This is a genomic window from Paenibacillus sp. BT-177, from assembly GCF_025846815.2.
GTDB classification, from domain to species: Bacteria; Bacillota; Bacilli; order Paenibacillales; family Paenibacillaceae; genus Paenibacillus; species Paenibacillus polymyxa_C.
Window position 1 is genome coordinate 1,040,400 of sequence record NZ_JAOYTP010000001.1, and the last position, 20,872, is coordinate 1,061,271.

At 44.1% G+C, this 20,872-nt stretch carries 21 protein-coding genes; 8 read left to right on the forward strand and 13 right to left on the reverse strand.

Annotation, left to right across the window (positions count from 1 at the left end; translation table 11 throughout):
- Positions 1 to 3: 3 nt before the first annotated feature.
- Together OIU26_RS04800 and OIU26_RS04805 are read left to right on the forward strand one after the other, a co-directional pair.
- Entirely contained in the window at positions 4 to 840 is an 837-nt protein-coding gene (locus tag OIU26_RS04800; protein ID WP_264216097.1) for a hypothetical protein, read from the forward strand.
- Complete coding sequence (locus tag OIU26_RS04805) at positions 833 to 1,318, forward strand: DUF5381 family protein (RefSeq protein ID WP_264216098.1); 486 nt, start codon at positions 833 to 835, stop codon at positions 1,316 to 1,318. The genes OIU26_RS04800 and OIU26_RS04805 overlap by 8 nt, the downstream gene beginning before the upstream one ends.
- Positions 1,319 to 1,511: 193 nt before the next feature.
- Here the strand turns inward: OIU26_RS04805 and OIU26_RS04810 are convergent, their stop codons facing one another.
- Both OIU26_RS04810 and OIU26_RS04815 read right to left on the reverse strand, forming a co-directional pair.
- Positions 1,512 to 2,687, reverse strand: coding sequence for an aminotransferase class I/II-fold pyridoxal phosphate-dependent enzyme (locus tag OIU26_RS04810; RefSeq protein ID WP_264216099.1), 1,176 nt, complete (start codon positions 2,685 to 2,687; stop codon positions 1,512 to 1,514).
- 66 nt (positions 2,688 to 2,753) lie between these two features.
- Positions 2,754 to 3,593, reverse strand: a complete 840-nt coding sequence (locus tag OIU26_RS04815) for a MetQ/NlpA family ABC transporter substrate-binding protein (protein WP_264216100.1) — start codon at positions 3,591 to 3,593, stop codon at positions 2,754 to 2,756.
- 288 nt (positions 3,594 to 3,881) lie between these two features.
- Here OIU26_RS04815 and OIU26_RS04820 point away from each other — a divergent pair, with 288 nt between their 5' ends.
- Entirely contained in the window at positions 3,882 to 4,439 is a 558-nt protein-coding gene (locus tag OIU26_RS04820) for a YdhK family protein (RefSeq protein WP_264216101.1), read from the forward strand.
- A gap of 114 nt (positions 4,440 to 4,553) precedes the next feature.
- Here OIU26_RS04820 and OIU26_RS04825 read toward each other — a convergent pair whose 3' ends face one another.
- The 4 genes from OIU26_RS04825 to OIU26_RS04840 are packed head-to-tail and all read right to left on the reverse strand — an operon-like array spanning position 4,554 to position 6,748.
- Positions 4,554 to 4,841 carry an MbcA/ParS/Xre antitoxin family protein gene (locus OIU26_RS04825; protein ID WP_264216102.1) on the reverse strand — a complete coding sequence of 96 codons (288 nt, stop codon included), beginning with the start codon at positions 4,839 to 4,841 and terminating at the stop codon, positions 4,554 to 4,556.
- A gap of 13 nt (positions 4,842 to 4,854) precedes the next feature.
- Positions 4,855 to 5,340: a methylated-DNA--[protein]-cysteine S-methyltransferase gene (locus OIU26_RS04830; protein ID WP_264216103.1), complete on the reverse strand. Its 486-nt coding sequence runs from the start codon at positions 5,338 to 5,340 to the stop codon at positions 4,855 to 4,857.
- 23 nt (positions 5,341 to 5,363) lie between these two features.
- A complete protein-coding gene (locus OIU26_RS04835) occupies positions 5,364 to 5,924 on the reverse strand; it encodes an Ada metal-binding domain-containing protein (RefSeq protein WP_264216104.1) in 561 nt (186 codons plus the stop codon).
- A 20-nt stretch (positions 5,925 to 5,944) separates the two neighbouring features.
- Positions 5,945 to 6,748, reverse strand: a complete 804-nt coding sequence (locus tag OIU26_RS04840) for an isocitrate lyase/PEP mutase family protein (protein ID WP_040103173.1) — start codon at positions 6,746 to 6,748, stop codon at positions 5,945 to 5,947.
- 420 nt (positions 6,749 to 7,168) lie between these two features.
- Here OIU26_RS04840 and OIU26_RS04845 point away from each other — a divergent pair, with 420 nt between their 5' ends.
- Positions 7,169 to 8,170, forward strand: a complete 1,002-nt coding sequence (locus OIU26_RS04845; protein ID WP_058830026.1) for a chitosanase — start codon at positions 7,169 to 7,171, stop codon at positions 8,168 to 8,170.
- Between the two features lie 210 nt (positions 8,171 to 8,380).
- Here OIU26_RS04845 and OIU26_RS04850 read toward each other — a convergent pair whose 3' ends face one another.
- Positions 8,381 to 8,752 carry a hypothetical protein gene (locus OIU26_RS04850; RefSeq protein ID WP_164964573.1) on the reverse strand — a complete coding sequence of 124 codons (372 nt, stop codon included), beginning with the start codon at positions 8,750 to 8,752 and terminating at the stop codon, positions 8,381 to 8,383.
- Between the two features lie 453 nt (positions 8,753 to 9,205).
- Between OIU26_RS04850 and OIU26_RS04855 the strand changes: the two genes are divergently transcribed.
- The gene (locus OIU26_RS04855; RefSeq protein ID WP_264216105.1) at positions 9,206 to 10,015 is read left to right on the forward strand and encodes a GNAT family N-acetyltransferase; all 810 of its coding nucleotides are present in this window, start codon (positions 9,206 to 9,208) and stop codon (positions 10,013 to 10,015) included.
- Between the two features lie 100 nt (positions 10,016 to 10,115).
- On the opposite strand, the gene OIU26_RS04860 is transcribed toward OIU26_RS04855, so the two are convergent.
- The 3 genes from OIU26_RS04860 to OIU26_RS04870 all read right to left on the reverse strand — a co-directional run bounded on the left by OIU26_RS04860 (position 10,116) and on the right by OIU26_RS04870 (position 12,613).
- Positions 10,116 to 11,288: an MFS transporter gene (locus OIU26_RS04860; RefSeq protein WP_264216106.1), complete on the reverse strand. Its 1,173-nt coding sequence runs from the start codon at positions 11,286 to 11,288 to the stop codon at positions 10,116 to 10,118.
- A gap of 80 nt (positions 11,289 to 11,368) precedes the next feature.
- The gene (locus tag OIU26_RS04865) at positions 11,369 to 11,647 is read right to left on the reverse strand and encodes an ArsR/SmtB family transcription factor (protein ID WP_013311367.1); all 279 of its coding nucleotides are present in this window, start codon (positions 11,645 to 11,647) and stop codon (positions 11,369 to 11,371) included.
- Between the two features lie 228 nt (positions 11,648 to 11,875).
- On the reverse strand, positions 11,876 to 12,613 hold the full coding sequence (locus OIU26_RS04870; protein ID WP_264216107.1) for an SDR family oxidoreductase: 738 nt from the start codon (positions 12,611 to 12,613) through the stop codon (positions 11,876 to 11,878).
- A 399-nt stretch (positions 12,614 to 13,012) separates the two neighbouring features.
- On the opposite strand from OIU26_RS04870, the gene OIU26_RS04875 reads away from it, so the two are divergent.
- Entirely contained in the window at positions 13,013 to 13,894 is an 882-nt protein-coding gene (locus OIU26_RS04875) for an AraC family transcriptional regulator N-terminal domain-containing protein (protein WP_436449017.1), read from the forward strand.
- Between the two features lie 97 nt (positions 13,895 to 13,991).
- Here the strand turns inward: OIU26_RS04875 and OIU26_RS04880 are convergent, their stop codons facing one another.
- Positions 13,992 to 14,624 carry a hypothetical protein gene (locus tag OIU26_RS04880; RefSeq protein WP_264216108.1) on the reverse strand — a complete coding sequence of 211 codons (633 nt, stop codon included), beginning with the start codon at positions 14,622 to 14,624 and terminating at the stop codon, positions 13,992 to 13,994.
- Positions 14,625 to 14,711: 87 nt separating this feature from the next.
- Positions 14,712 to 15,749: a LacI family DNA-binding transcriptional regulator gene (locus OIU26_RS04885; RefSeq protein WP_013372419.1), complete on the reverse strand. Its 1,038-nt coding sequence runs from the start codon at positions 15,747 to 15,749 to the stop codon at positions 14,712 to 14,714.
- Between the two features lie 341 nt (positions 15,750 to 16,090).
- On the opposite strand from OIU26_RS04885, the gene OIU26_RS04890 reads away from it, so the two are divergent.
- Entirely contained in the window at positions 16,091 to 17,143 is a 1,053-nt protein-coding gene (locus tag OIU26_RS04890; RefSeq protein WP_264216109.1) for a 2,3-butanediol dehydrogenase, read from the forward strand.
- 116 nt (positions 17,144 to 17,259) lie between these two features.
- On the opposite strand, the gene OIU26_RS04895 is transcribed toward OIU26_RS04890, so the two are convergent.
- Positions 17,260 to 19,254 carry an AraC family transcriptional regulator gene (locus OIU26_RS04895; RefSeq protein ID WP_264216110.1) on the reverse strand — a complete coding sequence of 665 codons (1,995 nt, stop codon included), beginning with the start codon at positions 19,252 to 19,254 and terminating at the stop codon, positions 17,260 to 17,262.
- Between the two features lie 272 nt (positions 19,255 to 19,526).
- Between OIU26_RS04895 and OIU26_RS04900 the strand changes: the two genes are divergently transcribed.
- Positions 19,527 to 20,870, forward strand: coding sequence for an amino acid permease (locus OIU26_RS04900; protein ID WP_013372423.1), 1,344 nt, complete (start codon positions 19,527 to 19,529; stop codon positions 20,868 to 20,870).
- Positions 20,871 to 20,872 lie beyond the last annotated feature (2 nt).

The window sequence follows — 20,872 nt, forward strand, 5'->3', positions numbered from 1 at the left end:
ACTATGGACAAACAAACGGTAATTTTAACGCTTGAGGAACTAGGCTTTGCCTTGACTGCACTGGGGGCAGAAGATATGGCTTCGGGTCTGCTCCAATCCTATTACGGGGAACTAACCGAAGATCGCTGGGAACTGCTTTTTCATGCTGCAACACATAGCCTGGTATCCAAAGGCTTGTTGGAACAGCAGGATGACGGGCAACAGCAGCTTGAATTTGATGCATTCATTGTTGAAATGCTAGCTCATCTGGTACAAAGCCGCCAAATGCTGCGTGGATACAAGGAGCAGCAGGACAAGCAAAATACATTAACGATACACCATGGAAACGAACGTTTTCTGTATCACTTTTCCAGCCACAATGAACTCCATTTCTTTCGCTGGTCTTCTCCAGAAGACTGGCATCACGATATTGATCAATTGTTCGGCCTGTCGGCTCCCAGCTTCAATGGACACAGCCGATACGTCGATCTGACAGAAGAACAGTGGAATGAGTTGACCTCATCCAACTTCACAATGCAGCAATTGGCAACATGGAAGCTTCAAGCGTCGGATCAACAAATGATACAAGACTGGCGAGAGGATTTTAATCGTAATCACTGCAGCCTGGATAACTTGAGCCAGATGGTATACACAGATACGGATGAAGAGGGTCCTTCTGTTACGAATCTGCTATTTGTTCTTAAAGGAACGAATGATGTGTGGGTTGTAAGAAATACAGAACTGGATATGCAGGCCACCCCATGCCTGCGAATTGAAAGTGTGACCGAATCAGACTGGAGAGAACGGATTACTCATTTCATTCAGGCGTTTGTACCCGACGAGGCGGTATTCCGTGGATAAAATTGTATATCGCAGATCTTTGGCATTTTGGAAAGCCCTGGGCAGCTTGATGTTTGTGCTGATTTGTCTGTTTTTGCTGTTGCTCATTTTTATCGACGAAGATATCTCTGCTCTGCAAACCTTCTTCTTTATTACGTCCGCCATTATTGGAATTCCTTTTTTCGGTAGTTATTTGGTGGTCTGTTTGAGCAGAACGCTTCGTAAGGAAGCCTTCCTGTTCATCTTTGACGAACACAGTATTTCCGATGGTATTCGAACTGTCCCGTGGTCTGCAATCACTAAAGTCGAATTCGAGGGGGCCTCCATCCGTAAATGGCTGCGCCCTCGCTTCCCCGCCTTTATTTTTTATCTGAATGACCGCAGCACCTGGGAAGTCAGCACCGATTATGTGTTGAATGATATGGAACTAAATCAAGCCGGGAAACAACTTCGAACTCTCATTAACCAGTATGGCAAGCCAAAGAAAAAACGTTCCTGAACATTGCATGGACGCAGCACAATAACTTCCTTGCCTTGAAGATGACCCGTATAAAAAATCCCGTTCGCAATCCGGGTCATCTTTATCCCTTCGATTTGCGCTCTCAAACCTGCTATTTCTTCTTCCATGGCTCCGATATGGCTATACTCAAAGTTCGTTTCTCGCTCCCTCCATGAATTTCTTTTATTCCAGCTTAAGCTTGAAAAACACCCGTTGCTGCGATGCGCTGTACCGCCTCCAGCAGTCTTTCTTCACTATTCACCAGGCTGACCCTCACATGAGAAGCTCCTGCACGACCAAAGCCTTCTCCAGGGGCAACCGCAACATGCGCCTCATCCAATAAAAAGTTTGCAAAGGAAGCCGATGTATACCCCTCCGGCACCTTGAACCAGGCAAAAAAGGACCCTTGGGGAGCAGCTACATCCCAGCCAATATTTCGTAACGCTGCAATGAGAACATCACGTCGCCGCTCATATAACGCCGCGAGCTCCCGTACTGGCTCCTGGGTGCCCAGCAATGCGACAGCTCCCGCATCCTGTACCGCACCAAAAACAGTGCTGTAGGCATGCGTATGATAATGCTTGAGTGCACCAATGACGGACGCATTTCCAACCGCAAATCCGAAGCGCCATCCAGCCATGTTATACGTTTTGGAAGCTGTATACGTCTCGACACCATACTCCTTGCCGCCAGGGATTTGCAATAGACTAATCGGCTTATGTCCGCCAAAGCCAAGAGCACCGTAAGCAAAATCATTCATAACCGGAAACTGGTACCGAGCAGCATAATCCAGTGTCTTCGTCAGAAAATCTACAGTAGCTACGGCTCCTGTCGGATTGTTCGGATAATTAATCATGAGCAGTTTGACCTGCTCTGCGATTTCTTCCGGCACGGTTGTATAATCAGGCAAAAATCCATGCTTCTCATCCAGTGGAATCGTATGAATATGGGCTCTTGCCAGCGCAGCAGCGGAATAATATTGGGGATATGCTGGATCGGTGGTCAATAACCAATCACCAGGATTCAGCAACGCCTGTGGAATCCCCATTACACCTATGGCAGAGCCGTTGAATACGGCAACTTCCCGTTCAGGGTCCAGCTCCACCTGATACTCCCGTTTATAGAACGCAGCGACTGCCTCCAGCGTACTTTTTTTTCCATGAAAAGGCGGGTAGCCCTGATTGATCGGTTGATCGACCGCATCCTTCAAAGCGTCGATGATATGCGGCGGTGTTGGCTGATCCGGGTTGCCGGCTGCCAAATTAATTACATCTATTCCTTTGCTTTTATACAGATTCACTTTGTCATCGATTGCGCTAAAATAGTTGTCAGGCAGAGCCTTGACGAGATCAGAGGATGAAAAAATCACGTTTATCTCCACCTTCTATCCATAAGATATAGACTGAGAATGTCAGCCCGCCAGGATCATACCCATTTATTTAAAATAGCTTGGCAGCTTGTAGCCTTCATACGCAGGATTCGATTTGATGTACTGTTGGAATTCATCTGAATGATATCCCTCAATAATGTCTTTGACAAATGGCTTGTCCTTATTCTTGCTGTCCACAGCCACCACGTTCGTGAACGGGTCTGTCATATTTTCAAGCTTTAATGCCGAGGTCAACTTCATTCCATTCGATACAGCAAAGTTCCCTTGTATAGCCGCAAAATCAACATCCTCCAGTACACGTGGCCCCTGTGCCGGGTCGGTAGCAACAAATTGCAGATGATGCGGATTAGAGGTGATGTCATTCACCGAGGTTTGCAGTGGATCGATATTGTCCTTTAACGTAATCCAACCTACTTCCTTCAAAATGTTCAGCGCGCGCAGCATATTAACTGGCTCGTTGGGCAGGTTGATTTGGGCGCCAGCGCTGATTTCGTCAAGGCTGGTATGCTTGCTGGAGTACAATCCCATTGGAGGAGTCGGGACCTGCACAGCACCAACCAGATCAATATTCTCCCGCTTATTCATAGAATCCAGATAGAGCGAATGCTGGAACACATTGGCATCAATATCTCCATTAGCCACGGCTACATTGGGCTGAACCCCGTCTGTAAACTCTTTATATGTAATCTTATACCCCTTCTTCTCCAAATATGGAGCCACACCATTCTTAAACTGATCGCTATATGGGCCGGGATTAAAGCTGATATGCAGTGTTTTCTTTTCTTCACCAGCAACGCCGCCCGACGTATTCTTGCTGCCACAGCCTGAAATAAAAAGCACGACTACTCCCAATAGCAATATAAATGAAATCCATTGTTTCTTCATTTTGATGTCTCCCCCTGCTCCTTGATATGATCTACTTTTAGTGAGTTAAAATGTTTACAGCTTTTTAAAACATAGTAATTTGATATGTTTTGTAGATATTACAATGATTTTTTATTCACTGTCAACAATATTTAATTACGCATCTTCCGCATAACTCAAAAGGATCACATCAGGCGCTCCGCTTGAAGGCAAAACACTTCACAAGTTTGTAATATAATTCCGTTTCAATTATACCCCCAGGGGGTACAATTGAGTGTGTAAATACAATCCTAAAGGAGCTATTTAAATATGAAAAAACAATGGGCTTTGCTTGCTGGTGCAGTCATGATTATTTTGAGTGGGTGCGGGAGCAGTAACACGCCAGATCAGGAGCATACGACAAACAGCAGTCAACAGCACGACACATCAGATATGAACCATTCCACTTCCAGTGAGCTTCCTGCCGGACTAAAAGAAGCTGAACATCCAGCCTTCAAAATTGGCAGTCAAGCGACCATGCAAGCCGATCATATGGCAGGCATGAACGGCGCTACGGCCACGATTGTGGGTGCTTATACGACTACTGCTTATACAGTCTCCTATACTCCAACTATTGGAGGAGAAAAAGTGACTAATCATAAGTGGGTTATTCATGAAGAGATTAAGGATGCAGGCAGCGAGCCCTATGAACCGGGAACGGAAGTTATCCTGGCGGCAGATCATATGAAGGGGATGGATGGGGCTAAGGCTACCATAGATTCCGCCGAGCCAACGACCGTATATATGGTAGATTATACGCCGACTACAGGAGGAGAGCCTGTCAAAAATCATAAATGGGTGACGGAGAGTGAGCTTTCAGCCAATTAGAACTCTTTTATCACAGGTTGCTTGTGATCGCCAGAGGGAGCACGGCAACGGCTCCCTTTGTATAGCTTGATTAGGGTTTGGACGTGTTCATATGTATCTCCTTGTGTCAGTTGTTTAACGCGGCATACGCAGAATGGCTGCCTTCAGTGCTTTGGTCCCTTCTTCGCTTTTTAAATAATCCGACGGTGTTTCGTGACCAAGTGCGGGAACCTTTCGATCCATCCAAGTCAGCAAATATTCGCCCATGTCAGGCAGCAGCACAATCTGAATCTCCTTTGGAATTTCACTCTTGGCCACCTTTGCTCTTACCGCTGGATCTACCTGATCATATTGCTCCTGATAGATTTGAACCATGTTGGCCCAGCTTTCCGGCTTAAATTCTTTTAAATATATCCCTTTCATACATAAACCCTCCTTATGACCTCAGACAACGCTTCTCATGCTGAAGCAACCATTCTTTTCTCCATAGGCCCCCTGCATAGCCAGTTAGTTTCTGATTTGATCCGATAATTCGGTGACATGGAATCACAATGCTCAGCTTATTTTTGCCATTCGCACTGCCAACAGCTCGGATTGCTTTTTCATTTCCAATAGCAAGAGCAATATCTTTATAAGCTGTCGTTCTACCGTAACCTACGGTCACCAGCGTATTCCATACTTTTTGCTGGAAGTCTGTACCTTCAAAAGCATAAGGAAACGAAAATTCAAAGCGCTCACCTTTAAAATACTCGTCAAGCTGGCTGGCGCATTCCTCTAGTACTTGGACTGGAGCCTCTTCTGTAAGCCTCGTTAAGGGCTCATTCCGATTAGAGAACATAATAGAATAGACAGCCTCTTTGGTGCCCTGTATCTCTATCTCTCCAATCGGCGATACATAATTCAATACGGATAGCTTGCTCATCAATGGATAACCACCTTCCATTCCTAATCTTTATGTAACTTCCTATAATCACTAGGAGAACATTGGTTCAAGCTGCGAAACGACTTATAGAAATTTGAGGGACTTTGGAAGCCTGTCTCATAGCAAATTTCAAGATTCGTAAGATCTGTATTTTTAAGAAGATAGGATGCCTTATCTATTCTTATTTTTTCCAAATACGTACGCGGGGTTTCGGAGGTTTCCTGTTTAAAAATCCGATCCAAATAAAAAGGGCTTATTCCAACATGGTCTGCAATATCCTGCAATACTAATTTTTCTTTATAATGATTGATTAAAAAAGCAACCACATTCTGGACAAGCCTGATATACGGCGAATGATCTATATGAGGCTGGCATCTTTTGCAAGCGCGAAAACCTGCTTTTTCCACGGTGTCCACATCAAAGTAAAACTCGACATTGATTTTTTTCGGTTTTCGGGATCGACAGGAAGGTCGGCAATATATACGGGTTGTTTTCACAGCGGTAAAAAACACCCCGTCATATTTACGATCACATGCTATAATTTTATCCCACATTTCTTCAAAAGAAAGACTAAGGTTAGCCATGATCGAAGATTCCGTCCCTTCTAAAGTTCATACTCATCTAGTTCAGGATTTGCAAAATCATCATATAAATGTGATGTATCTCGAAGGTTGATCAACTGTTCCGCATTCTTTTGCAAAGCAACTATTATCTTATCAGAAAACGCATTTCCAAAGCTAAACCTTTTGACTCCTAACTGCTGAAGCTGGCGGACATTCGTCAGACCTGGCAAGGATAAAACATTAAGCGGAGCATGTATATGATATACAACTTTTCTGATCTCTTCATCATTCTTTAACCCTGGCACAAAAATGCCGTTCGCACCACTTTCCACATACGCTTTGGCCCTTTCTATGGTCTCCGAAAGTGGAGCTTCTATCTGCAAAAATGTATCCGTTCTTGCGTTTATAAAAAAATCTTTAAACCCATGAACATCCAAGGCAGCTCTTATTTTGGACAGCAGGTTACTGTGCGCCCTCACTTCTCGAAGCCCCTTTTGCTGTTTTAATGAATCCTCAATATTAATCCCTGCCACTCCGACATCGGCTGTCCTTAATACATGCTCAACAATCGTTGCTACATCCTTCCCATATCCTGCCTCAATATCTGCCGACACTGGAATCTGAACATGCTCTGCAATCGTCCGAATGATGCTTACATGCTGGTCAAAATCAATAAGCTCTCCATCTGAAAACCCAAGCGTATTGGCAATTCCCCAACTTGTCGTACCTATCGCCTTAAAGCCTGCTTTTTCCAGAGCCAGGGCAGATAGCAAATCCCAGGCGTTCCCTAGAAATAAAATTTCCTCTGATGTATGCAAATCGTTAAATTCTTGTATTTTGTTCAATTTATAACCTCCTGTTAGGTGATGTATCTCATTCTATCAAGAGGCTGTATTGGTTTTCGTCCTCATTCTTGCGTTTATGGTCTGTGTTAATCTAATTACTTGAATTCAAACGAGCTGTTAAAGTGTTCCTTCTGTTTTTCATACACTCTACGAATCTAATTTTGAATTAAAAAACAGAAGATTTAGGCCAATGTATCCAGTTACAATTCACAAAACTGGAATAAAAATGGTTATTCGAGCACTGTTCAATCATATGTTTCTTATCTATAATCTTGCTAAATTAATTCGAGTTGGATGCTAATCTACGTAAGCTTTAAAAGTGTATTTGGTGTTGCTACTTACTACTGACACAGCATCACTTTTTTTATATGTAACATTTCTTTTAGCCTTTCACAATTACATTATTAGAGGAGGAGTTATATGTTTAAAATCAGCAGTAAACTCATTTCCCATAAAACGAAGTTTTTTATGATATTGCTAAGCTTCTCTGTAATCGCTTCATTCTCTAGCTTGTACGGCCCCTTACCCGCCAAGGCTCTTGCTGAAGAAAACGGAACTCCAGTACAAGAAACAAATGAATCAAATATACAGCAAATCCCCCTCACCAGCGAGGAGACTACTAGCCAAACAGCGGTTACAGCTATTGATCATGATGCTAATTTCTCACCTTCAACACTTCAATTTCTGAAGGATAATACAGGACTCGACGGTGAGCAATGGGATAATATTATGAAGCTAGTGAATAAGCCAGAGCAGGATTCTTTGAAATGGACTGAATTCTATGGCTATGCTGAAGATATTGGCGATGATCGTGGATATACCATTGGTATTTTTGGAGCAACAACAGGCGGTTCCAATGATACGGGACCAGACGGTCCGGCCTTATTCAAAGCTTTTGATGCTGCTAGTGGAGCTAGCAATCCTTCCATTGCAGGTGGATTAGCCCGTGCTGGACTGAAGGGGAAAATGAGTGGCTCGATTTTAAAACTCAGCGATAGCGATAGTGTAATCAAAAAGAAGATCAAGGCTCTCCAAAATAATGAAGCTTGGAGAGAAGCCATGTGGCGTACGTTCTATGACACCTATATCGAATATAGTGTGCAGCAAGCCCGGAAGCGCGGATTTAATACTGCTCTGACGATTGGATCATTTGTCGACACTGCACTCAATCAAGGTGCTACGGGTGATGACGGTAGTCTTGAAGGAGTCCTCTCACGATCTGGCAATAGCACGAATGAAAAGACATTCATGACTAACTTCTATGCTAAGCGTACATTGGTTGTCGATACCAACGATTATAACCAACCTCCTAATGGTAAGAATCGGGTGAAACAATGGAGTTCTCTTTTAGCTTCTGGCGAAACAGATCTTAAGAACGCAGATGCAGCCATAATCAAAGTAACTAATTGGGAAATGAAGTAAATAACCATATACGTAATAAGGAGAGCATATCGTATGCCCTCCTTATTTTATTTTCATGAAAATAACATTCCATTCATTCTTCCATACAGTTCTTCTCATCGTTCTATTATGTAGGCATTGTGTACAAATAGAAAAACTGCTCCAGAAGCCCGAAAGTTGCAAGCTCCTGAAGTAGTCTTGTAAAATGTTTATTGTGTCGAATGGAGTCCGTTAGATGACCCGATAGCCAGCTGGCAGTCTTCCAGTACTGCGGATATTACGGATTTGCTGCAACGTCAAACGTTGATTGGTAGAGATAATAGATTCCACATCATTCCCGCGAATCAGATCATCCAGGTCGGCAATGTTGCGATTGCCTCTAAACACACGGAAGTTACCTCTAAACCGCGTGCCGGTAAAGAGTACAAGTGTAGCATTGCTGCTGGTAGAAAAGAAACGCAGACTTTCGATGCCGTCGAGAATGTTATCGGTATTACGAATGCCTAGGTTTCCTCTGAATACTCTCCTGGAACCCCGAAAATTTTCTTCGTTGTAAACTGTAAGACGTGGATACGTTTGAGATACATATGCTTTGTTGTCCATATTGTAATTCCTCCTTTCAACTTTATCTTATGCTTCACCATCCGATTGGCGCGGGCCTCGCAGCATCCATCTAAAAATGGTTATGTGATTGAATAGAGCAGACGCAGACTTGAAAAAGGAACATACGTTCTGTATAATCTAGCTTAGCAATTTGGAAAATCCTGAACTAACGGAGATGTAGACATGGACGATAAATTTATTGAGGAACTACGTGAAATTAGCAGGAACGACAAGCGAAGATCCGAATTTCTCATTAAGGGTATGAAAGAAACGCTTCAGGAAAGAAAAGAAAAAAACTTTATCGAAAGATGGATTTGGCGACAAAAGAATAAGAAGCTTATAGCGCGGAAGTTTAAGTCCTAGTAGATATAACAACAGTACTTCGTAGCAGTTTAATTTTCATAGCATATACAAATACATTAGATCAAACCTCATTTTTAGGGAGGCAGAGCCATGATTGAGCAGCTAGTCCCATACGATGATCTATTAAATCACAATCCATTTTTGATTGATGAAGTTCGATATAATTTGCTTCATCGAATATGTGAGTCAGAAGAATCAACATGCCTTAAAACATCTGATGGAAATATGATTTTCGCTCAATCACCCGGACATAAGGCTTGGCTATGGATTTCGCAGCAAATCATCGGCAACCATCAGTTGACCTATATCGAAGAACTATTACGTTATTTAAAAGGAAACAACCTACCAGGTGTCTGTGGTGATATCGAAACTGCCGAGAAGTTCGCAATTGCTTACGCCGAGCGGCATACTGCTCAGGTACATACACACATGGTCATGGAATCTTATTTCTGTCCTGAATACAAAAAAACTTTAGGCGTTGGGGGAATTCTGCGACAAGCGACTTCAAAGGACGTACAGTTAGTTGCCCAGTTTCTAGCTGGCTTTGCAGAGGAGGCTTTAGACCATTCAGTTGATCCAGCAAGTCAGATTTCAGCTGCGGTGGCAGCGATCAGGACAGAGAATTTATTTCTTTGGGTTGTAAATAACATACCTGTGTCCATGGCCAATATTGCTCACCGCTCGCCGAGACATGGTCGTATTAATGCTGTGTATACTCCACCTAATTTGCGAAAAAAGGGGTTTGCCAGCGCAATTGTATCCGAGCTATGTTCCTTTTTAGAAAATGAACATTTAGTTCCAATGCTATATGCAGATTTAAAAAATTCGGTTTCCAATCAAGTTTATAAAAATATCGGTTTTAAGGAAGGCGGCAAAATTACTGATATTGCGTTTGAATAAACCCTCCTGCTGTAAGAGAGCATATGATTGCTCATTCAAAATAAACAAGCCCAGCGATGCCATCTATCGCTGGGCTCATCCTTCAATTATCTATAATTCTTTATTCTATCACACCCAATTCCGTGTGAACCGAAGATCTTCGTGAAAGTAAATATACAGCTACCATGGCGATGGCGACACCAGCTGCTCCAAACCAAGTGATAGAAGCCAGCGAAACCTGGCTAACAGCCACACCACCAATTCCAGCTCCGGCTGCCATAGCAAGCTGCATCATAGACTGATTGAGACTCAGCATCACACCGGAAGATTCCGGTACGAGAGTGACCAAGTTATATTGTTGAGTAGGTCCGGTTGTCCAGGCTGCGAACGACCACAGCATCAGTAAGACAAATAATACACCTAGAGAATGAGCGGCGACAGGAAGTAAAAGCAAGGAAAAGACATGCAACACCATGCCCCCGAATAATGTAAAGGAAATACCCTTTTTATCTGCGCTGTATCCACCGATTTTCGACCCGATCAGGCTGGCAATCCCGAAGGCAAGTAATACTGAGCTTAGCATATTATCCCCTACACCTGATACATTCAGCAAATACGGTGAAATGTAAGTGTACGCGAGGGAATATCCCCCTCCCCAAAAGAAGGTAATCGCCAATCCCAAAGCAACTTCAGGCTTCTTCAGAAGAGCAAACTGTTGTAGTAAGGGAATCGGTTGATCTCCTTTTAAGCGAGGGATTGTCATAGCGATAACGATCAAAGCAATAATCCCTGTCAAAGCGATGCCGAGAAATACGGTTTTCCAGCCATATGCAGAAGATATCATTCTTCCAAGCGGCACCCCGATAATCAGCGAGGCTGTAAAACCCATAGTGACCGTAGCAATAGAACTAGCCTGCTTGCCAGCTGGGGCAATTTTCGCAGCAATGCTCAATGCTGTAACCACGACCATCCCTGCCCCGAGGGCCATAAGAATACGTGCAGCGATAAACATTCCAAAACCCGGCAAAACAAAGGAGAGGACATTGGCTACGGAAAATAATCCGAGGGAACTCAAGAGCAGCTTGCGTCTGTCCCATTTAGCGGTTACTGCCATCAGAATCGGCGTGCCAATCGCGTAAGCAAGAGAAAAGACTGTAATCAGCTGGCCCGCTGCGGACACCGTAATCCCCATGGTTGTCGCAATCTGATCCAAAATACCTGAGATAATGTATTCGGATGTGCCTACCAAAAAACTAACAATTGCCAAAATATACACTTTCCACGTGCTCTGCATTTTGTAAATAACGCCTCTTTCCTTTTTGTATTTTTGTATTTTTGTATTTTTACAAATATCGAAATTAAGACTAAAAAAAATTATGTGATCAGGAATGGGGCATATTTCTGTGCTGCTTCCACATCCAAACTGTAATAAATAAACGTCCCCTCTTTACGGTATGTGAGCAGCCCCGACTCTGCCATTTGCTTCAGATGGTGCGATAGCGTTGAAATAGCTACACTGTTCAGCTTTTCGCCCAGCACAGAGCAGCATTGGTCACTTTCCTCTTTTAACAGAAGTGCTATCTTGAGACGAGTCGGTTCTCCAAGTGCTTTATATATTTTTACAGCTTGCTGCATCTCTGTTGTATCTTTCACCCTGTTCGTCTCCCTTCAGTTCCAGCCTTAATTTCGATGTTTGTCGAAATTAAGTTAACACAAACTTTGGTAAAAGTAAACCCGTTATGGTAAAGTCACATCTTTTTTGAACTCTATAGTGTGAATAATGGTCTTTCTCATCTTATAATAAAATAATCCCCCATCCTTAAAGATAGAGGACCAAACAATCTAAATGCAAAGATGAACTATGGATTTCATTTCATGGTGTTAATTCGGACTTGCCGTGGGTCTGACAATGATTTCATTCACATCTACATCTGTAGGCTGCTCCATGGCATACACAATGGAACGAGCAATGGCATCCGGCGAAATTGAAATACGGCGGTATTCTTTCATTCCCTGCCGGGCCTCTTCATCAGAAATACTGTCGGCAAGCTCGGATTCAGTTACTCCCGGTGATACCAGTGTTACACGAATATTTCCTCCAACCTCCATACGCAATCCTTCGGAAATGGCCCGAACCGCATACTTCGTTGCGCAGTATACTGCTGCAGTCGGAGTTACACTATACGCGCCAATAGAGGCAATATTGATAAACTGACCAAATCCTTGCTTTTTCATAATGGGAAGCCCTGCCGCGATCCCATGCAGAACGCCTCGTATATTAACATCAATCATGTGGTCCCATTCTTCTACCTTTAGGGCTTCCAATTTTGAAAGAGGCATCACTCCCGCATTGTTCACAATGACATCCACACGTCCAAATCGTTTTTCAGTATACTTAATGAACGCTTCCATCTGCTCCCTTTGGGTCACATCCAGTTGCAGATAATCAGCGGATCCCCCTTTTGAACGAATTTCGGAGGTAAGAACCTCCAATCGTTCTGTGCGTCTGGCCCCTAATACCACATGAACTCCATGTTGAGCAAGTAAACGAGCAGTAGCTTCACCGATTCCACTGCTTGCCCCTGTAATAGCTGCGACTTTCCCTTTAATATTTAACATGCTTGTTCCTCCTTTAGTTTAAAATGTTACTGAAAAACGATAAGTTACCCACATCCCTATATAGGGATACCGAGAAGCGTGTACACTTTTTTCCGCTTTGTTGCTCTCCATGACTATTTCACTCCTTTGCACTTTTATTTTTTCTTAATTGCTCATTAGGTGTTGTATCTGCATCTTATTATGAGAGGAATGTCCATCGGGCTGGTAGAAGAATCAGAGCAAATTATTGCCTAATCCTCCAAATACACTTAATATGAATTCAAATCGATATCGAAAAACAAAGCGCATCTTAAAGTGAATTGTCCACTGAAGAGTGAAGATTAGCTACGTTGTGAAAAAGGGAGGGTCCTAGTAAAAGCAACCGAAATTGAGAGTTCTACTACGGAAAAGCAAGCCGAATTGCCCAGTCTCATAGAACAATTTACAAGTCACGACGGAATTCACGCTACAGATATCCCTTCACTTTACTTCGTCCGAAGTTCGAATACCACCGTTCCGATTTATCAGGTTCATGAACCCGCCTTATGCATTGTGGCTCAGGGGAGAAAAGTTGTGATACTCGCAGAGGAAAGTTACTATTACGGCACATCCGACTACCTTGTGGTTTCGGTGGATTTACCAATTTCCGGACAGGTGATACAAGCCTCAGCAGAAGCCCCGTACTTGTGCCTCCGGCTCAATTTTGATCCGCATCAGGTTTTGGATCTCATCAAGGAGTCTACTTTTCCTACTACCTCAATACCTGATTCCAGACGAGGCTTGTATGTAAGTCAAACCAACTCCCTACTGCTGGATGCCGTGGTAAGGCTCGTACGTCTTTTGGAAAGACCGCAGGATATTCCGGTGCTGGCTCCATTAGTCATTCGTGAGATATTGTATAGGATTTTACAGGGGAAGCAGGGGGAATCCTTAAAACAACTGGTCATGACTGGCAGTCATTCAAGCCGGATCGCAGAAGTCATAAAGCGAATTAAACAAGATTATGATAAGCCGTTGCGAATTGAGGAATTGTCCCAACTGGCTAGTATGAGTCCTTCGTCGCTACATCGTCATTTTAAAGAGGTTACGGCTATGAGCCCCATGCAATATCAAAAACAATTACGTTTGCAAGAAGCCCGTCGCCTGTTGTTATCTGAATCAGCAGATGCGGCAGATGTCGGTTTTCAGGTAGGCTACGAGAGTCCCTCACAATTCAGTCGTGAATACGCTCGCTTGTTCGGCCTGCCTCCAATTCGTGATATCAAGCGCTTGCGTGTAGATCAGGATCACCTCCAATCATAATCGCAGGATGTACAAACAGCACAAAAAAGCTGCCTCGGATAGAGAAGCAGCTTTTCATTTTATATACTTCGAGGCAAAGCTCATCACTCGTTCAGCATCAATAGGGATTATCCAGCTTGGCGAACAGAGCACGAATAACATCCTTCTCTGCCGTAGTAAGCTGTTGCCCAGCCTGCCATTGTTGAATCTCTTTCTTGACTTCCTTTGGGTCTCTATAGCTGAGAGCATACCCGATGCCCCCTATACCTTGTACACGGTTGGCTTTGTCCATATTTGCCAATGCTCGGGTCATCGCAGTTCTGTCTCTTGTAAACAAATCTCCCATAAGTGCATCATAGCTTTCAGTTAGCGCTCCGTCCAAGCCAGCAGTGCCCTTAATCACATTGGGGAAACTTTCCGAAGGAATCAAAGCACGCTGCTTATACAAATATTCGATAATTTCCATGCTTTGATGTTCACTGATTTCGTTAATCTTCCTCCAATCAATACCTGCCAATTGGTCCGTAATGTGACGTACCTTTACTTCATCATTGAGAGAGGAATCCTTATAAAAGGACAGCACAAGCTCCTCTTTACTTTGCTGGGCACGCTGCGTACTGACTGCGCTATGCTTAGACACCTCATTGCTTGCTTCAGACGGCGCCGCAGGGTCAGGATGGGGAGTACACCCTATGATTACAGCCAGCAATAGTATACAAGCTACAGAAACAAACACGCTACCTTTTGACACGAATCCACTCTCCTATCCACACCTTTTACACCTGCGACCGCTCATCTATTGGTATGACGGAGCAGGGTTCAGAGCTAGACTTATCTTCTACTCGTCACGCCCAACCGTAGGCTTACGGATCACAGAGACGCTGGATTCCCTGACGATCAAACGAGGCTCGAACTGTACACGCTCATAATCTCCCACGGTCTGGTCCTGAATTCGCTTAAGCAGCAGTTCCGCAGCCAGGCGTGCCACCTCTTCCCCCATGATAGAAACTGAGCTGATCTGTGGGGTCGTTACGGTCGCCCACAAATTGTTGTCAATACCAACCACTGCAACCTCTTGCGGTACTTTTACACCCAAATCCTTAAAGCGGTTTACGATTCCTATGGCCACCATATCATTAACTGCATAAATGGCATCCGGCATATTTTTCAAGCTGTAAAAATAATCGGCTGCCCGCAGCCCGGTTTCAAAGGAAAAATCATCGCCAAAATACACAAGCGAAGGGTCCACGTGCTGGAGAGACTGCTCGTAAGCAAAGTATCTCTCTTCGATTTTGTCCTTCGCCGCACCTGCATAAGCAATTCTCGTTCTCCCGATTTTAAGCAAATGCTCCATCACAAGTCTTCCCTCTTGCCGGGCCAAACTGACGATATCCGCCTTAACGTCTTCACCCAGCTTCTTACCATAGTTAATAATCGACACCGGAACGCTGGCTTTATTAATCAGGTCTACCAGCATTTTAGGATATGCCAGCGGCATAATAATAAGTCCGTCTACATGCAGCTTCTTAACCTCACGCACCGTTTCAAGCTCCATTCTGGCATTCCCGGCCGTATTGATCTGCACGACACGATAACCGTGCTGCTTGGCAGCCTGTTCTACAGACCAAGCAATCTCTGGAATGATCGCGTTCCGAATATCCGGTACAGCCAGCGCAATTTGCCGTGTCTGCCGCACCTTTAGACTTTGAGCTGAGGTATTGGGCGTAAAGCCCATTTCTTCAATCACTTGCAAAATAAATGCCTTCGTCTTGGGGCTGATGCCCTCACTATCATTAATAGCCCTAGAGACAGTCGCAATACCAACCCCTGCCCGCTTGGCTACATCCTCTATGGTTACTTTCTTTTGCTCTGACACACCCAAAATCCTTTCACGCTCGGAATCGTTTTCTCTCTATGCACATAAACTCTCTAATATAGATATTATACCACAGAATGGGTCTCTAAAAATTGAATTCGTTTTCTTCTAGCCTCTGCTTCACTTGCAAAATTCGCAAAAATTCTTTTGTACTAAGCAATGAGTCAAATATAGCGCCATAGTCACAAGTGATTATATTCACAAAAAAATCAAGTGCTTTTTGCATTAATTTGGTTTGACAATGTGTAAAAATTGTGACATATTATTTTTCGGAAACGTTTCCTAATTCATTCACTTTTATAGCGGCAATGATCATATAATCATCAAGGAGATGACAAAACATGCAAGCATTGAGATGGCATGGAGTAAAAGATTTACGTTTGGAAAACATTGAGCAGCCCGCTGCTCTTCCCGGAAAAGTAAAAATCAAAGTCGAATGGTGTGGTATTTGCGGAAGTGATCTTCACGAATATGTAGCAGGACCGATCTTCATTCCTGAAAATGCTCAGCATCCATTGACTGGTGAAAAAGCTCCGGTCGTGATGGGTCATGAATTTTCTGGACAAGTCGTTGAAATCGGTGAAGGCGTAACCAAAATTCAGGTTGGCGACCGTGTAGTCGTTGAACCCGTTTTTGCATGTGGAGAATGTGATGCATGTAAACAAGGCAAATATAACCTGTGCGATAAAATGGGCTTCCTCGGTTTGGCAGGCGGCGGCGGGGGATTTTCTGAATATGTGGCTGCTGACGAGCACATGGTTCACAAAATTCCAGAAAGCGTATCTTTCGAGCAAGGCGCTTTGGTAGAGCCTTCGGCCGTTGCTTTGTATGCTGTACGTCAAAGCCAACTGAAAGTCGGCGATAAAGCTGTCGTATTTGGCGCTGGTCCTATCGGCTTGCTCGTGATTGAGGCATTGAAAGCTTCGGGCGCATCTGAGATTTATGCAGTAGAGCTTTCCGAAGAGCGTAAAGCCAAAGCTGAAGAGCTGGGTGCTATCGTGCTTGATCCTAAGACTTATGACGTAGTGGAAGAGCTGCACAAACGGACCAACGGTGGCGTAGATGTAGCCTATGAAGTCACTGGAGTACCTCCTGTGCTGACACAAGCGATTGAATCCACTAAAATCAGCGGACAAATCATGATCGTCAGCATTTTTGAAAAAGAAGCTCCGATCAAACCAAACAATATTGTCATGAAAGAACGCAATCTGACTGGTATTATCGGCTACCGTGATGTATTCCCGGCTGTCATCAGCTTGATGGAAAAAGGATATTTCCCTGCTGACAAACTTGTGACCAAACGTATTAAGCTCGAAGAAGTGATCGAGCAAGGTTTTGAAGGTCTCCTGAAAGAGAAAAATCAGGTTAAAATCCTGGTATCTCCGCGATCCTAATATCGAATATAAATCAGATGTCTGCCTTTGCAGGCATCTTTTTATATAAAAAAACGCTCTCCTTCCTGCGACATACTGTCGTCAAGATGAGCAGCGTTTTTTGATTACCGTTTTGCTTACTTCATTACATTTTTCAGAACATCGTCAATCATTTGACTGTTTGCGATTGTACCTGTATACAACCAGCTGGAATCCTTACCAAAATCGTATACGTGCCCTTCTTTAACTGCCGGAATTCCTGCCCAGACTGGATCTTTAATAATCTCATCCTTGCTCACATTTTTGCTATTCACGATAAAGATATAATCAGCGTCCAGCTCAGCCAGTTTTTCCAGGGATAAGTTGCTCCAGTTCGCCTTGGCTGTTTTGGAAATCTCCTGTACGACCTGTGGAATCTTGAATCCTAAATCCTTGTACAATACATCACCGCTGGATAGATTCTGGTTCACCACATATACGTTTTTATCCGTTACCCACAATGCCGCAGCGGTTTTTTGTCCTACCGTCTGACTTAGCTTGGCTTTCGCTTCTGCTGCTTTTTTGTCGTACTCGCTCAATGCCTGCTTCGCTTCACTGCTCTTATTCAGCACCTCACCCACGGTCAGCAGCTCTTGGCGCCAATCATTATTCATATTACTACCTACAACATAGGTCGGAGCAATTTTGGAGTATTGATCATATTTGTCACCTTCGACCATACTCGCACTGTCCATAATGATCAGATCAGGTTTGAAGTTCAGAACCGCCTCGAACGGAAGATCTGAAGCGATGGCAGGAACATCCTTCAATTCTTTTTGCAGGTAAGCTTGAACTGAATTTTTACCTACCGACCATTGGGCTACCGGTTTAACACCCAACGCCACCAGATGATCCTCCAGATAAGAAGCGAGCACACGCTGAGGCTGAGCCGGAACCTTCACCTCATGCCCAAGTGCATCCTTCAGCACCCTTTCCTGTGATGTTGGTTCCGCTGATGTATTATTGTTCCCTTGCGAAGCGCCATCGGTTGCCGCAGGACTGGATGAGCCTGAGCACGCGCTCAGCAGCAAGGTAAAACTAAGCAATAAAATAAATGCCATGGAATGCTTTGCGTTTCTATTCATTCGTAAAATCCCTTCATTATGATTTTGATAATGATTATTATCCTCAATAACAGTATGCAGGGCGCCACTTTTCGAATCAATGGAACATTCAGACATGCTTGATGGATTATCCAGACGCATATTACTAACAAAAGCAGATGAATATAAGCTGTCCCGATAATGAACCGGGGATACGCCAGTATGTTTTTTGAAAGCCCGGCTAAAGAAATAGACATCCGAATACCCCACACTCACAGCAATATCCTGTAAAGTGGCATCCGTCTTCCGCAAAAGCTCCTTCGCCTTGTCCATCCGTAGTTGAATCAGATACATAATCGGGCTACAGTCTGTTTGTTTTTTAAATAATCGGGTCAGGTGTCGCGGACTGCATTCCAATAATCCGGCCAGACGTTCCAGCGTGATGGACTCCGCATAATGAGCATGCATAAATCGAATCGCCTGTGCCACGACATCCCGCGTGGAAGTCCGAGCCTGTGGTTCCTGCCATTGGCGCATACATTCATATGCAAAATCATAGAACCGACTCTGAGCCTGAATCTTCGATAACGCCTCTTGATCCTGCCAGGCGTCCGCCAGTAGTTGCAGCTTTTGATAAAGTATAACCGGATAGAACGGTCTGAAACCATAAGCTATCGAAGGATGATTGTACACCGTGTTTCCCGAAAAAGAGTTTGCTTTATATAGAACAAGAATATATTCGATCCCGCATGACGCGGGCTTTATATTCAGTTCAAAACCTTTGCTGCCATGCAGTACATACCCTGAATGGGATTCATCCTCCCAATCACCAGCCAAGCGTACGCTACCTTGTAGCATAAACACAAAAGCATGCGCTGGGAGACGATAGGGTTGAACCGGCTCTTCCGCTTCCAGTCGAATGTGCCGGACATCCATGACACGGATCGACGAATGAAGCCATACGGACAGCAGCTTGTTCAGCTCATCAGCTTCATGCCCCTTGCTCATCCCGGTATGGGAACCTGTCTGTTTTTGCCGATCCTGCTTCACGTATCCAAGCCTCCGCTTCTTAAATATCATACTTTTTTTCAAACCAACCTCATTATATATCATAAAGACAGAATGATATCATAATACAACAATCGTCAACGATATCATTCTGCCTCTGTTCACCAGTTTGTCCCCTATCTATGTCATTCTCCCTACCAGATCCTATTTCTTTCATTTCCTAATTGGATATTTTCATGTAGTATAAGTCTAATTGAAGTAACCCTGCTTGGGCTATGCTGAAGCTATACACTATGATGAAGGAGGATTTCATATTGAAATCAAATGAAGCAACTTTACACAAAAAGCTTCGACCACGGCATATTACCTTTATGGCTATGGGTGGAGTCATCGGGACGGGTATTTTTAAAGGAAGTACCGAAACGATTAGCTTGGCAGGACCTGGAGTTATTTTGTCCTATGTCTTTGCAGGACTTCTGCTCCTGGTCGTTATGGGAGCGATTGCCGAGATGGCGACGGTCTACCCCAACATGAATATGAAGGATTTTATTCGCAAGGCTTTTGGAGAGCGACTTTCCTTCATTATCGGCTGGTTGTATTGCTTCATGTGGCTGGCCGTCTGTGTCATTGAGGTCATTGCTGCTGGAAGCTTTCTGCAATATTGGTTGCCAGATGTTCCTCTATGGCTCCTCAGTTTAGCAAGTGCGGCTTTCATTATTGTCGTCAACATGCTGAGTGTCGGTGGTTTAGGGGAGCTGGAATTTTGGCTGGCGGGTATTAAGATCGCCATGATTATTATCTTTATCGCCTTGGGTGGCTGTATACTATTCGGAATTATTCCCACTGAAACTCCACCTTATCTGAGCAACTACGCGCAGCACGGCGGGTTTCTCCCCAATGGCTGGCTGGCTATCTTTTCGGCGTTGCTGGTCGTTACCTTTTCTTACGGAGGGTCTGAGCTGATCGGATTGACGTTGACGGAGACTGAAAATCCAGAAAAGGTACTGCCTAAAGTGGTTAAAAGTTTTATTCTTCGCGTTGTTTTGTTCTATACGCTGCCAATTCTCATTATTTGTGGCTTGATTCCCTGGAACCAATTGGATGCAAGTACCAGCCCGTTTGTACAGGTATTGTCTTCTGTAGGGCTTCAAGGCTCAGCTCATGTCATGAACTTTATTCTGATCACTGCTGTACTGTCTGCCGCCAATTCGGGAATTTACGGGGCTACACGCATGCTCCATTCGCTGGCGATTAATGGAGAAGGTCCCAAGTCACTCGCGCGCCTGTCTTCAAATGGAGTTCCGGTGAACAGTCTCAAACTGTGCGCAGTCATCCTGATTGTTGGCTCCATGGTCGCATACGTCGCTCAGGACGGGCTGTTCCGTATTTTGATGGCTGTACCTGGCTTTGTCGTGCTGCTTGTCTGGAGCTGTATCTGCCTGTCCCAATTGAAACTGCGCAAATCTTATCCAGTAGAGCCTACTTTCAAGATATGGGGATACCCTTATATAACGGCGGTAACAGTGGGATGCCTATGGGTCATTGCCTTCCTGTTCTTGATTGACCCGCAAAATCGGATCAGTATCAGCGTATGCGTGGCGTTCATGGCATTTTTGATCATCTGGTCTTTGGTGAAGTTCCGGAGAAAGCAGGCTTAAAC

Coding starts and splice junctions, on each gene's coding strand:
- OIU26_RS04870 (WP_264216107.1), bottom strand. CDS start 12,613: ATGTTAAATATTAAAGGGAAAGTCGCAGCTATTACAGGGGCAAGCAGT.
- OIU26_RS04825 (WP_264216102.1), bottom strand. CDS start 4,841: ATGAAAGGGATATATTTAAAAGAATTTAAGCCGGAAAGCTGGGCCAAC.
- OIU26_RS04815 (WP_264216100.1), bottom strand. CDS start 3,593: ATGAAGAAACAATGGATTTCATTTATATTGCTATTGGGAGTAGTCGTG.
- OIU26_RS04835 (WP_264216104.1), bottom strand. CDS start 5,924: ATGGCTAACCTTAGTCTTTCTTTTGAAGAAATGTGGGATAAAATTATA.
- OIU26_RS04845 (WP_058830026.1), top strand. CDS start 7,169: ATGTTTAAAATCAGCAGTAAACTCATTTCCCATAAAACGAAGTTTTTT.
- OIU26_RS04850 (WP_164964573.1), bottom strand. CDS start 8,752: ATGGACAACAAAGCATATGTATCTCAAACGTATCCACGTCTTACAGTT.
- OIU26_RS04890 (WP_264216109.1), top strand. CDS start 16,091: ATGCAAGCATTGAGATGGCATGGAGTAAAAGATTTACGTTTGGAAAAC.
- OIU26_RS04830 (WP_264216103.1), bottom strand. CDS start 5,340: ATGAGCAAGCTATCCGTATTGAATTATGTATCGCCGATTGGAGAGATA.
- OIU26_RS04820 (WP_264216101.1), top strand. CDS start 3,882: ATGAAAAAACAATGGGCTTTGCTTGCTGGTGCAGTCATGATTATTTTG.
- OIU26_RS04800 (WP_264216097.1), top strand. CDS start 4: ATGGACAAACAAACGGTAATTTTAACGCTTGAGGAACTAGGCTTTGCC.
- OIU26_RS04860 (WP_264216106.1), bottom strand. CDS start 11,288: ATGCAGAGCACGTGGAAAGTGTATATTTTGGCAATTGTTAGTTTTTTG.
- OIU26_RS04855 (WP_264216105.1), top strand. CDS start 9,206: ATGATTGAGCAGCTAGTCCCATACGATGATCTATTAAATCACAATCCA.